We start from the raw sequence: 13,302 nt of genomic DNA on the forward strand, positions 1-13,302 counted from the left end.
TTTAAACTTAACGCGTTTCATGCATTAACATGCTCTGCAATTTAACTTTATATTTAACTAGCCTATAAAGGTTTAGCACAATAGTTTCTTATTTGCGCTGTTTTGGGTATCAGACACCATGTCATTATTTAAATTACTGCTTTGCTCTGTCTGTACATTTTTAGTCTTATACGCCCCTCAACCTCTGTTACCTATTTTTTCTGAGCTATATGATGTTTCAATTGCAAACAGTGGCGCATTAATGACAGTGACTATGCTGCCACTTGCCATCGCACCACTTTGCTACGGCGTTATGCTGAGCCAGTTCAATCCATTGTCAATTTTGCGTATCGCCTTATTGATCCTTGCCGCAAGTAACTTACTTTTTGCCTATTCAGATTACTTCTCAGGACTATTAATTTGCAGACTTATACAAGGCCTTACATTACCTGCTGCGCTAATAGGTATGACTAGTTATATCGGCACCACTTTTAAAGGTGATGCATTACAAAGAAATATGACTCTTTATATTGGTAGTTCAATTATTGGGGGTTACTTAGGCAGGATGCTTGCTGCAAACTTTGCCGCATTTTGGCAGTGGCAGAACTTTTTCTACTTAGTTAGTGTGAGTTTAGTTGTCCTTGCGTTAATCATTCCTAAACAACTCAAAAAAGAAGAAAGCACTAAACAAAAAATAAAGCTCTGGCTGCATTTAGTACATTTAAAAGACACTGTTCTTTTACGCCTATTCGTCGCAGTATTTTTCATGTTTTTTTGCTTTGCCGCATTACTGAACTTTTTACCCTTTATTGTACAAAGCCAATACGGCATTACGGATAGTAAAGAAATCGGTTTTATCTACACGGGCTATTTGGTCGGAGCAATTTTATCTGCGTGCACGCCATGGCTTAATAAGAAAATTAAAAACGCTTGGGCACTACTGAGCCTGATGTTCATTTTATATTGTGTAAGTCACATCATGCTTACAAGCCATATATTAAGCTTATTTATTATCAGTTTTACCCTTTTCTGTGGTTGTATGTTCGTTATACACGCAACTGCAGCGCCGTTAGCAAACAAAATTAGTACCGCACCCGCTTCGGTGACTAACGGTGCCTATGTGTCTTTTTATTACAGCGGTGGCGCACTTGGGTCATTCTTACCCGGGTTTATCTTTGAAGAATATGGCTATATCGCGTTTTTGGCTTGTTTATTAGTGTGTTGCTCACTCGGGCTTATTGCATGCCTTGCAAACTACAAGCAAGGCACATCTATGACTTGAGGCGCATGACCTGTGTACTCAAAAAAGCACTCTAAATCCGCTTTATTTAACACCCAAGTCTGATCATTGAAAAATGGGTGGCATTGAAACTGTTCTGCCTGCCATAAACTTGATTCTACCCACACAGTGACAACTTGTTCAGTATCGTTGAAAACCGCTAATGCCGAAACACAGCCAGGTTTAACACCTAGGTATTTAGCTAACCGTTGGGATGATGCAAATCCCAGTCGCGATAACTGTTGCTGTTTAGACAGTGCTTTTAAGTCCACCAGGTAATCAGCAGGCACCAATAATAAAAAATGTCGCTTACCGTAATTATCTCGTAAAAATAGGTTTTTTATTCTTTCACCAGCCCGATTGAGATTAAGTTCGTCTGCATCTTGGCACGTGTTTAAAGGCGGGTGTTGGTATTTTATTGCATTGAGATTCAATTGTTTAAATAAGCTCTCTAACTCAGTTAACTTATTAACTTCAGTCACGACACTGACCTCTTAGCTGAACCTTGCGCTCTTTCCAATACACCTCTTCAATATCATAACCTTGCTGGCAATAATCCTGCTCGTCTAGAGCCGTTTTTAGAAGCTGTACCGCACGTTCTTCCAAGGCTAACTTTAATGCCGGAGAGTCTTCGATATGCTCTTCATTTAAAAACATCTTAAACTCAGTACGTGAGATCTCTTTTCGAGTATCTAACTTCACCCGAGCTTGTTTCTCAACGGTCACAATGAAGGCAAATAATTTTGAGCCGTTATCAGCCAGGCGTGTGTGTAATGTTTGTTCTGCAACCTTAAAAGGCTCATCAGGCTTTGTTACACATCCAGACAAAAAAATCGTCATAAGTACGAACAGAAAAGGGAGTTTCAACATAGTAAACTGACTAACATGCTTATTATTTTGACTGTCAGTGTAACAAAGCGTGCAAAAACTTTGTGATTTTTTTACCACCAGTATTGACGGAGAAATAAAAAAAATATAAATTTCTCAGCGTATCCAAACTGGAATGTGGGGCTATAGCTCAGCTGGGAGAGCGCCTGCCTTGCACGCAGGAGGTCAGCAGTTCGATCCTGCTTAGCTCCACCACTTTCCACCTTCATTATTTCTTCATTTTAAGTACATATTCTCCTAATCACGTCTATGTTTAACTAAATGGCTTTATAGCTTTGTGCTGGTTAGCACAGAGTGTCTTTAGCCAAAAAATTAACTGACAATTACTTTGTAAATCGTTATATATTTGTTTTATAACGCTCCTTTTAATAAGTTTTTTATTTTTGGAGTGGTATTACAATAACCAGATAGTCATATTCACGTATGGCTACATGATAGGAGAGTGCATGTCAGCTATTTATATTGCTGGAATTGCCGTTTTTTCAGTCTTTGCGCAATGGTTAGCTTGGATCTTTAAAGTTCCTGCTATTCTCTTTCTTTTATTAGTTGGCCTATTACTTGGTCCAGTTACCGGCCAGCTCGACCCTGACCTTTTACTGGGTGATTTACTCTTCCCTGTCGTGTCTTTATCCGTTGCAATTATTCTTTTTGAAGGCGCACTTACCCTGCATTTTCGCGAATTAAAAGGCATAGGTAAAATTGTTCGTAACCTCTGCTCAATAGGTATGCTTGCGACCTTTATCATTATTGCTTTAGCTGGTTATTATGTTTTACAACTAGATTGGCGCGTCGCGGCTATTTTAGGTGCTGTGCTAGTTGTTACAGGCCCAACAGTCATTGCGCCTATGCTTAATGCCATGCGACCAAATCAAGACATTGACCGTGTCTTGAGATGGGAAGGTATAGTAATCGACCCAATTGGCGCATTATTCGCGGTACTCGTCTTTGAAGCTGTCAGTCTGGTTGGCAGTGGCGAGGTATTTGGCCACACCATGTGGGCCCTATTCTCAACACTCGGGGTTGGACTTGGCATTGGTATTATCAGTGGTTGGCTCACCACCCTATTGATCAGAAAAGAGTGGTTGCCTTATGAACTACATAAGTTTGGCATTTTAGCACTCGTTCTATTCAGTTTTACGCTTTCAAACCATTTAAGCCATGAGTCAGGCTTATTAGCGGTCACTGTGTTTGGTATTTGGTTGGCTAATCAAGACGACCTAGAAATTGATTCTGTACTAGAGTTCAAAGAAGACTTATCGATGATCTTAATCTCTAGTCTGTTTATCCTCCTCGCAGCAAGGCTAGAAATTAATGATCTTATGCTGCTAGGTTTAAATACCTTAGTCTTTATCGCTATCGTACTTTTCGTCGCACGCCCAATTTGTATTGCGCTTTCAACGTTTAATTCAGACTTATCGTTTAAATCTCGGGTGCTGCTATCATGGATTGCCCCGCGAGGAATCGTTGCCGCTGCAGTGGGCTCTGTTTTTGCTTTAAGTATGATTGAAAAAGGCATTCCTGATGCCGAAAAAATCGTGCCGCTGATCTTTACTGTCATCATAGTCACCGTGGTACTGCAAAGCCTAACTGCCACCCCCTTCGCTAAGTTTTTAGGTGTCCGCCAGCCAAGTCCAAACACTCTGCTGATTATTGGTGCTAATCATGTTGCACGTGCAATAGGTAAAGGTTTGCAAGAACAAAATATCAGTGTGCATTTATCAGATCCTGCCTGGGAAAACTGTAAAATGGCACGTATGGACGGCCTACAATGTTATTACGGCAACCCACAATCCGAGCATGCTGAACGGTACTTACCCATGACGCAACTCAATAAGGTGCTAGCTCTATCGCCTAACCGTCACCATAATGCGCTTGGTGTACAGTATTTTTCTCATTTATTGAATGAGCAGAGCGTATTTTCACTGCGCTCTTCAACCAACCACGCCAAAGCAAACAAGGACAGTGCAACGTTTTTATCTCGCCAAATTTTATTTGGTGAACAAGGTAGCTTTGCCAAACTCAGTAGTCTGATCTCAAAAGGTGGCAAGATAAGCGCAACTAAGCTCACAGAAGAATTCGATTGGCAAAAATATCAAGAGGTAAATAAAGAGGCTCTGCCCCTATTCATTATCGAAGAAAATGCCAAAGATGATGAACAAATTGAAATTCGTCCGTTTGTAAGTGAACAAAAGTATGTACCAAAAGACGGGGATAAAATCGTTGCTCTGCAGCCACCCAAGATGAGCGTACTGAAAGATTCATACTTGCAAAATGAATCTGAGGCTGTGAGTTAACAGTAAATTGAGTCAGGTTACCAATTTTACATTGGTAACCTTGCCCTGCGAACCACGCTCGCAGGCATCTTACTAGCAAGATCTGCCAATGCCACTTCTATCTGCTTGTGAACTTTTTTGTCAGCTACTACCGAGTGAAATAACCATCGATAAGCGTCTTCATAATCTCTTGGGCTGCCATGACCTTGATTGAATAAGCGCACTAAACGCATTTGTGCTTTTAAATCACCTTGCGCTGCAGCTTCACGCAAATAAGTAATGGCCATTGCCTTATCAGCTTGTACAAGCTGTCCCACATCGTAATATCTGCCTAATTGCTCCAGAGCGGACGCTAAGCCCTGCTCTGCAGCCTGTTTCATATAATATAGGCCAAGTTCAACGTCGCGCTCTACACACACTGCATAGGCCAGCATGTCACCATACAAAAATTGATACGAGGGCAAAGCCATGGTTTCTGCACGTGCTTCGATATCTTGCACGAGCTGACATTCATCGTCTTTGACTCGTTTTAAATGCTGGTTCTTTTTAATTAACTCAATTAATTCAGCTTGGGTGTAAAGCGGCACGGCTTTTAGCTCTTCAGGCTGTGCAAAAGAGAATTGACTGATACTGGCTAATAGTAAGCCGATTAAATGACGCTTTTGAAACATAAACACTCACCCATATAAATGACGCTCAGATCATTCAATAAATATACCAAAGTTAAACAGCACGAAAAGATTCAGGCACAAAAAAAGCTGCCAAAGCAGCTTTTTTTAAACAAGATTGAATTACGCACCAAATGGGTTACGAACAATCATTGTTTCGATACGGTCAGGACCTGTAGAGATGATATCTACTGGTACGCCTGTGATTTCTTCGATACGCTTGATGTAGTTGATAGCTGCTTCAGGAAGCTGCTCTACTGACGTTGCACCGAATGTATTTTCAGACCAACCTGGCATTTCTTCGTAAACAGGAGTTACTTTCTCGTAGCCTTCAGCTGCAAGTGGTGTAACGTTTGTTACTGTGCCATCTTCTAACTGGTAACCAGTACAGATCTTGATTGTTTCAACACCATCAAGTACGTCTAGTTTAGTTAAACAGAAGCCTGAAATTGAGTTAATCTGTACAGCGCGACGCATTGCAACAGCATCAAACCAACCAGTACGACGTAAACGACCTGTAGTCGCGCCGAACTCATGACCTTTGTCACCTAAGTGCTTACCTACTGGATCTTGCTTATCAAGACCATCGTAAAGCTCTGTAGGGAAAGGACCTGAACCTACACGCGTCGTGTAAGCTTTAACGATACCAAGTACGTAATCTAGGTTAAGTGGACCGAAACCTGCACCCGTCGCAACACCACCAGCTGTTGTGTTTGACGACGTTACATATGGGTATGTACCGTGGTCGATATCAAGAAGTGTACCTTGAGCACCTTCAAATAAGATGTTGTCGCCAGCTTCACGCGTTTGGTCAAGTAGCTCAGTTACATCTACAACCATTGCTTTTAGGATATCAGCAACAGCCATTGCATCGTCATAAGTCTTCTGGAAGTCAACTGGGTCTACTTTGTAGTAGTTAACTAATGTGAAGTTATGGTACTCAAGAATTTCTTTAAGTTTTGCAGCAAACTGCTCTGGGTTGAATAGATCACCAACACGAAGACCGCGGCGAGCCACTTTGTCTTCATATGCAGGACCGATACCACGACCAGTTGTACCAATCGCTTTTTCACCACGCGCTAGCTCACGCGCTTGGTCTAATGCTACGTGGTAAGGCAAGATCAGAGGACATGCTTCACTGATAAGTAGACGTTCACGAACTGGTACGCCACGCTCTTCAAGCATACCTACTTCTTTCATTAACGCGTCAGGTGCTAATACAACACCATTACCAATTACACACTTAACGTTGTCACGTAAAATACCTGACGGGATTAAGTGTAGAACTGTTTTCTCACCATTGATCACCAAAGTATGACCCGCGTTGTGGCCACCTTGATAACGCACAACAAGAGAAGCTTTATCTGTTAGTAGATCAACTACTTTACCTTTACCTTCGTCACCCCATTGGGTGCCTAGTACAACGACGTTTTTACCCATTGCAATATCACTTAGAAAAAATTAGGCGAGGATTTTACCAGAAAATGACAACGAAGATAACCGTAAAAGTGGTATTTTTTCTGTACTATGGACACGAATAAAACAATGTTTTGAAATGCAACAAAAAAGCCCTGAAAAAAATCAGGGCTTTTTAATTAAGAAATACTCTCGCTATTTAATTACTTCGCGCCTTTCGCATCCTTCATATAGTCAAAGAACTCGCTGTCTGGTGATAGCACCATAACATCGCCTTTGCTATTGAAGGTTTTCTTATATGCTTCTAAAGAACGAACGAAACCAAAAAATTCCGCATCTTTATTGTATGCATCAGCGTAGATCTTAGCCGCTGTTGCATCGCCTTCACCTCGTACGCTGCGCGCATTACGCTCAGCATCAGCAAGCATAACCGTCACACGACGATCCACTTCTGCACGAATTGTTTCAGCTTTCTCTTGACCTTCAGAGCGGTGCTCTTTAGCTACCGCTGTACGCTCAGCACGCATACGACGGAAGATTGATTCACTGACTTCATTAGGTAGGTTGATTTGTTTTACACGAACGTCTAAGACTTCAATACCAAGTTCAGTTGCACTCTCTGATGCTTGCACCAATGCTTCTGCCATTAATTCACTTCGCTCACCAGAAACAATCTCTTTGATTGTACGGTTACCAAAGTTAGTTCTCAGACCGTTATTCACTTTTTGCTTAAGCAGTGTTTCAGCATATTGCTTATCACCACGCGCACGCAGGTAGTAAGCGCTGAAATCATTCACTCGCCATTTAACAAACGAGTCAACGATTAAGTCTTTTTTCTCACTTGTTACGAAACGATCTGGTGCACCGTCAAGCGTTTGAATACGCGCATCAAGCTGCTTTACTTGGCTAAAGAAAGGCACTTTGAAATGAAGACCCGGGCCATATACAACTGCAGTATCTTCACTGTCTTTTTGCACTTTGCTGAATAGTAAAACAATCGCTCTTTGGCCTTCTTTAACAACAAACACCGATGAAAATGACATCAACACGGCAACAATTAAGAGGATAGAACTAAAATTTCTCATAACGCTTATCTCCCACTGTTGTTATATCTGTCATTTGAAAAACGGTCTCTAGCGCTATTCACGGTACTATTATTACGTGACTGCTGCCCTAAAGTTTGGCGTAATTGATTTAGGTCGTTCGCATTTGGTAAAGTCATGGCGCCTTGTTGACCACTGCGCTGCATGATCTTATCGAGCGGTAAATACATCATGTTGTTACCACCTTTTACATCAACCAACACTTTACTACTGTTGCCTAATACTTCTTCCATCATATCGATATAAAGACGCTGACGAGTAACTTCTTTCGCCGCTTGATACTCAGGTAAAAGCTGCTCGAACCGTGCTACTTCACCCTGTGCTTCAAGGATAATACGCTCTTTGTAACCTTCAGCTTCTTGCGTCATACGAGTAACTTGACCACGTGCACGCGGCTCGATTTCTCTTTCGTATGCTTCTGCTTCACGAATAAAACGCTCTTCATCTTCTTGTGCAGCAATCGCATCATCGAACGCATCTTTTACTTCAGCCGGCGGACGAGAATCTTTAAAGTTCACGTCAGTTACGATTAAGCCTAGGTTGTATGGTTCGATAATCTTATTTAGCTCGTCCCATGTACGTTGACGAACGACTTCACGACCCGTTGTTAATACTTGGTCCATGCGTGAATGACCAACAACATAACGAAGTGCACTATCAAGCGCTTGCTGTAAGCTATGGTCAGCATCAGTCACACTGAAGCGATATAGAGTTGGGTCTACAACACGATATTGAACTTCAAACTCAACACTCACTACGTTTTCGTCTTCAGTCAGCATGAAACCTGACGCTGATAACGAACGAACCGCTTCGATATCAATTGGGATCACTTGTTCAATAAACGTTGCCTTCCAGCGTAAGCCTGGCTCAGCGATTCGATCGAATTTACCGAACTGTAATACAATGCCTCGCTCGGCTTCTTTCACGGTATAAATACCACTTAGAGCCCAAACAACGATAGCAATTAGCAATACAAAGGTAATACCTGCACCGCCTAAACCACCGTTACTACCACCAGGTTTGCCGCCAAAAATACCGCCAAACTTATCGCCGAATTTACGGAATACTTCGTCAAGATCGGGTGGGCCTTGATCTTTACCACCGCGGTTTTTCCACGGATCGTTATCATTGCCATTCTTACCCGGCTCATTCCAGGCCATAGCTATACTCCATTGTTATCTAAAATGAATTAAGTTAAATCTAACAAATATCTCGCATGACTTATATCTTTATGCGAAGAAAATCGTAACAGTCTTTGTTTAATCTGAAACGATGAACTGCTCGATATTTGCACCTTGTTCTTTTTTCAATCTTTCCCAATCAACTTGTGGGATACGTACATCAAGCAGCCAATTGCCTTGCTCATCATAGTTTTCTTGTTTAACGCCATTTAAATTAAACAGCGCTCCACGTAACTTACCTGACGCAGGTGGTACGCAAAGTGTGTGAGCAAACACTTTCTTTGCCAGTAGCTTAGAGATAGCCTCTAGTAGTAATTCAGTGCCCTCGCCAGTTTGCGCTGACAACCACACTCGAATTGGCACACCTTCGTCGTTAAAATCAATTCTTGGCTTAACATCTTCTAAGAGATCAATCTTGTTATAGACTAAAAGCTGAGGAATTTCATCTGCTTCAATCTCTTTAAGAACCGATTGTACCTCTTCTATGTTCTCTTTTCTTCTGTTGTCAGCAACATCTATCACATGTAATTGTAGATCTGCCTCACGGGTTTCAGTCAGTGTCGCTTTAAACGCGGCCACTAAATCGTGTGGTAAATGTCTTATGAACCCGACCGTATCAGCAAAAATAACTGGACCAATGTCGTCTATTTCTAACTTTCTAAGCGTTGGATCAAGTGTCGCAAAGAGCTGATCTGCGGCATAAACCTCGGCATCAGTAACAAAATTAAATAAGCTAGATTTACCCGCATTGGTGTATCCCACTAAAGACACAGTAGGTACTTCATTTCGACTACGCGCACGTCTGCCTTGCTCTCGAACCGTGGCGACTTTCTCAAGCCTTTTACGTATACTTTTTATACGCTCTCTTAATAATCGGCGATCGGTTTCCAGCTGAGTTTCACCCGGACCCCGTAAGCCAATTCCGCCTTTTTGGCGCTCTAAGTGGGTCCAACCACGGATCAGGCGAGTTGAGATATGCCTAAGCTGGGCGAGCTCGACTTGTAGCTTACCTTCGTGAGTACGTGCCCGCTGGGCAAAAATATCTAAAATCAGCGTCGTTCTGTCTAATACACGACACTTACAGATACTCTCTAGGTTTCTTTCTTGAGAGGGGCTGAGTTGGTGATTAAAGATGATGACATCTGCATTGTGGATTTTGACAATCTCAGCAATTTCTTCTGCTTTACCAGTTCCGACAAACAGTTTGGCATGCGGTGCTTGGCGACTGCCTTGCACAACCGCCAAACTTCTAACACCAGCAGAAGATACCAACATTTCTAACTCTCTGAGATCTTCTCGATCTCCTTCGTTTTGAAAGTCGATATGAACTAAGATTGCCTGTTCGCCGGCTTCATAACGGTCAAACAAGCATTATGCTCCTAAAAAATTAATAATTACCTTCTTCGCTACCAGAATTATCTGTGTTATCACCGCCTTGTGCAGATTGGAAATTTACTGCTCTAGCAGGCACAACCGTTGAGATAGCGTGTTTGTAAACCATTTGGTTCACTGTATTTTCAAGTAAGATTACGAATTGATCGAATGATTGGATCTTACCTTGTAATTTAATGCCGTTAACTAAAAAAATTGAAACAGGAATGCGTTCACGACGTAATACATTCAAAAATGGGTCTTGTAAAGATTGGCCTTTTGCCATTGTCTTATCCTTCGTTTTAGGTGTTATTATATTTTCTTTGTTGAGAAAACTCGAACAGCTTGATTTATCAACTACTAATAGCTTAGCGAAGTTAGAACACGTTGCAAGTTTTCTTGCGAATCAGTCTCTAACCAAGTCACATTTGGCCATCCCCTCAACCAAGTTAATTGTCGCTTTGCGAGTTGTCTCGTTGCCGCGACTCCTTTAAATAACATTTCATCGTGATCGTATTCGCCGGCTAAGTGTTCCCACATTTGTCGATATCCAACACAACGTATCGACGGTAAATCTAAATGTAGGTCTTCTCGCTGATATAGGGCCAAAACTTCATTTTTAAACCCCTGATCTAACATTATTTTAAATCTTTTTTCGATTCTGTCATGTAAGACTTTACGGTCAGAAGGTGCGATGGCGAATTGATGAAACGTATAAGGTAACTCTGGCTGCTTTTGTTGCTGCAACTCTGTCATGGTTTTACCTGTTAAACGATACACCTCTAATGCACGATTAATTCGCTGAGAATCATTTTCGCTGATCTTGGCTGCAGCTTCTGGGTCAACCTCAGTCAAAAGTGCATGAAGTGCAGGCCAACCAAGCTCATTGGCTTCTTTTTCTAACTGGGCACGGACTTGGTCATCCGCTTCAGGCAAAGGTGATAAGCCTTCTATTAATCCCTTAAAATACATCATGGTGCCACCGACTAAAATAGGCACTTTACCTTTCGCATGCAGTGCATCGATACATTCAATGGCGTCACGTCTAAATTCTGCAACCGAGTAACTCTCTTTGGGATCAATCAGATCAATCAATTTATGTGGCGCTTGTGCCAGTTCTTGCGCATTGGGTTTTGCGGTACCAATGTCCATCCCTTTATATACCAGCGCAGAATCGACACTAATTATTTCTGTGTCTAAATGCTGACATAACTCAATTGCCAGTGCTGTTTTACCAGCAGCTGTTGGCCCCATTAGGGTAATGACAGGTAACTTACTCACTGTGCGCCTTGCTCTAAAATTTTTTTAAACATATTACTGTCTAGTTTAACTGCTTTTGCCTGTATTGCTGAAAGACATTGTGCATTGTTTTGTATTTTTATTTGCAAATTCGCAAAGCTATCACTGACAAAATAACTACTCGGCGTTTGCTCATACAACCACTCAAGCCAATGATGAATATCACTAAATTCTTTATTACAACACTCTAACGTGCGATTGATTAGCTCAGCCACATCTATGCTATACACATTGATTGGCAGTTTTTTAACCATAATGCATTTTTCAAAAAGCTGAATATCAAATCCAAGCAAAGTAAGCCAAGATTGGTTTTTCTCGAGCGCTTGTTTATTTACAGAGTCTAAATTTACGCGAACAGGTAACAATAAAGCTTTACCAGTCAATGCCGCATCTTGCTCAATATCAGCTAGCCAAAGAGGTAATAAAGCATACTTATAATGACTTAACAGAATATGATTTTGCTTTTTAACGAACAGCATTCCCTCTGATAAAGGCATAATGTCGACTTCTGCACCAACTGCATTTGCTACATTGTCTTCGAGTGAAGAAGCCTCTGAAGATGCTGGAGTTTGAGCTTGCGGTGTCAGTGCTTGGTAAAACTCATTGGCATTATATTGATGCTGAGTTTGCTCTGTCGTATTCTGGTTTACAGTTGCACGCCCCCCTGAGTATGAAGTTGAGTTCGCCCTACTACTTTGCCCGGCACTTGATGAAAACTGGCTAGGTTTAGGCGTAAAATCAAACCCTGAAGGGACTGATACAAGAGGCTCAGATGCGGAGGTCAGCTCTGAGCGATAGTTCTGCTGCTGAGCATCTTCGACATAACCTGGTTGTATCTCTGCACTCAAGCTGCTTTGCTCTGGCATAAATACCGCTTGTTTCACTGCTTGCACAATAAAATCATGAACTAAACGCGCTTGATGAAAGCGCACTTCATGCTTGGCCGGATGCACATTCACATCCACTTGTCTTGGATCTAATTCGAGATAAATCACAAAGCCGGGCAATTCAATTTGCCCCATCTGCTCTTCAAATGCTTGGCGTATCGCATGCAAAATGAGTTTATCTCGCATCATACGACCATTTACATAGGTATATTGTGAGTTGCCATTATCTCCACACGGTAATACCCAACCGTATAATTTTAGGCCTTCTGCACCGGATTCGATATATGCAGCGTCGGTTGCAAACGCTTTACCCGCCACTTGTGCAACTCTGTCGGTCCCCTGCTCTGGCGTTCGAGCACGATATTGACGAACCACTTTTTTATTGTGAGTCAGAGTAATAGCCACATCAAAACGACTTAACGCAATGCGTTTCACCAGCTCATCAATATGACTAAATTCGGTTTTTTCGGTGCGTAAAAATTTACGTCGAGCTGGGGTATTAAAAAATAAATCTTTAACTTCGATGGTGGTGCCATTGGGGTGAGCGGTCGGCTGAACTTGCACAGCCATGTCTCTCCCCTCAGCAAATGCTTGCCAAGCTGTTTCTTGCTCAGCAGGCTTTGAGCTTAAAGTAAGACGCGATACAGAACTAATTGAAGCCAGCGCTTCTCCACGAAATCCTAAAGATGAGATGCATTCGAGATCATCTAAGCTTTTTAATTTACTGGTTGCGTGACGAGAGAGTGCCAAAGTGAGTTCATCTTTGACAATACCATGGCCATTATCACGAATGCGGATCAGCTTGTGACCACCGCGTTCAATGTCGATTGTGATGCGGTTCGCCCCCGCATCAATACTATTTTCGACTAACTCTTTAACAACAGAGGCAGGCCTTTCAACCACTTCACCCGCTGCAATTTGGTTTGCTAAACGGGCAGGTAAAATTTCAATGCTCATG

General features: G+C 41.9%; 12 protein-coding genes and 1 tRNA gene. 3 read left to right on the top strand and 10 right to left on the bottom strand.

Annotation, left to right across the window (positions count from 1 at the left end; genetic code table 11):
- The first annotated feature begins 118 nt into the window (after positions 1–118).
- The gene (locus AAEU28_RS06695; RefSeq protein ID WP_421963427.1) at positions 119–1,261 is read left to right on the top strand and encodes an MFS transporter; all 1,143 of its coding nucleotides are present in this window, start codon (positions 119–121) and stop codon (positions 1,259–1,261) included.
- On the opposite strand, the gene AAEU28_RS06700 is transcribed toward AAEU28_RS06695, so the two are convergent.
- The gene (locus AAEU28_RS06700) at positions 1,234–1,740 is read right to left on the bottom strand and encodes a prolyl-tRNA synthetase associated domain-containing protein (protein WP_421963428.1); all 507 of its coding nucleotides are present in this window, start codon (positions 1,738–1,740) and stop codon (positions 1,234–1,236) included. The genes AAEU28_RS06695 and AAEU28_RS06700 overlap by 28 nt on opposite strands.
- Complete coding sequence (locus tag AAEU28_RS06705; protein WP_421963429.1) at positions 1,733–2,128, bottom strand: hypothetical protein; 396 nt, start codon at positions 2,126–2,128, stop codon at positions 1,733–1,735. The genes AAEU28_RS06700 and AAEU28_RS06705 overlap by 8 nt, the downstream gene beginning before the upstream one ends.
- A 137-nt stretch (positions 2,129–2,265) precedes the next feature.
- Between AAEU28_RS06705 and AAEU28_RS06710 the strand changes: the two genes are divergently transcribed.
- Both AAEU28_RS06710 and AAEU28_RS06715 read left to right on the top strand, forming a co-directional pair.
- Positions 2,266–2,341 (top strand) — tRNA-Ala (locus AAEU28_RS06710).
- A 251-nt stretch (positions 2,342–2,592) separates the two neighbouring features.
- Positions 2,593–4,440 carry a cation:proton antiporter gene (locus AAEU28_RS06715; protein ID WP_421963430.1) on the top strand — a complete coding sequence of 616 codons (1,848 nt, stop codon included), beginning with the start codon at positions 2,593–2,595 and terminating at the stop codon, positions 4,438–4,440.
- Positions 4,441–4,466: 26 nt separating this feature from the next.
- On the opposite strand, the gene AAEU28_RS06720 is transcribed toward AAEU28_RS06715, so the two are convergent.
- From AAEU28_RS06720 to mutL, 8 genes are all read right to left on the bottom strand, one after another.
- Positions 4,467–5,090: a tetratricopeptide repeat protein gene (locus AAEU28_RS06720; RefSeq protein ID WP_421963431.1), complete on the bottom strand. Its 624-nt coding sequence runs from the start codon at positions 5,088–5,090 to the stop codon at positions 4,467–4,469.
- 120 nt (positions 5,091–5,210) lie between these two features.
- Positions 5,211–6,527, bottom strand: a complete 1,317-nt coding sequence (locus tag AAEU28_RS06725; RefSeq protein WP_058030976.1) for an adenylosuccinate synthase — start codon at positions 6,525–6,527, stop codon at positions 5,211–5,213.
- 179 nt (positions 6,528–6,706) lie between these two features.
- Positions 6,707–7,588 (bottom strand): protease modulator HflC, encoded by an 882-nt coding sequence (hflC, locus tag AAEU28_RS06730; RefSeq protein WP_421963432.1) that lies wholly within the window; start codon positions 7,586–7,588, stop codon positions 6,707–6,709.
- Positions 7,589–7,593: 5 nt separating this feature from the next.
- Complete coding sequence (hflK, locus tag AAEU28_RS06735) at positions 7,594–8,766, bottom strand: FtsH protease activity modulator HflK (protein ID WP_421963433.1); 1,173 nt, start codon at positions 8,764–8,766, stop codon at positions 7,594–7,596.
- Between the two features lie 99 nt (positions 8,767–8,865).
- Complete coding sequence (hflX, locus tag AAEU28_RS06740) at positions 8,866–10,155, bottom strand: ribosome rescue GTPase HflX (protein WP_421963434.1); 1,290 nt, start codon at positions 10,153–10,155, stop codon at positions 8,866–8,868.
- 19 nt (positions 10,156–10,174) lie between these two features.
- Positions 10,175–10,444: an RNA chaperone Hfq gene (gene hfq / locus AAEU28_RS06745; protein WP_138478010.1), complete on the bottom strand. Its 270-nt coding sequence runs from the start codon at positions 10,442–10,444 to the stop codon at positions 10,175–10,177.
- 74 nt (positions 10,445–10,518) lie between these two features.
- On the bottom strand, positions 10,519–11,412 hold the full coding sequence (miaA, locus tag AAEU28_RS06750) for a tRNA (adenosine(37)-N6)-dimethylallyltransferase MiaA (RefSeq protein ID WP_421963489.1): 894 nt from the start codon (positions 11,410–11,412) through the stop codon (positions 10,519–10,521).
- 23 nt (positions 11,413–11,435) lie between these two features.
- On the bottom strand, positions 11,436–13,301 hold the full coding sequence (gene mutL, locus AAEU28_RS06755) for a DNA mismatch repair endonuclease MutL (protein WP_421963435.1): 1,866 nt from the start codon (positions 13,299–13,301) through the stop codon (positions 11,436–11,438).
- Between the last annotated feature and the right edge of the window lies 1 nt (position 13,302).

Origin of the sequence: Pseudoalteromonas sp. SS15 (genome assembly GCF_049257195.1) — a bacterium.
Lineage (GTDB): Bacteria > Pseudomonadota > Gammaproteobacteria > Enterobacterales > Alteromonadaceae > Pseudoalteromonas.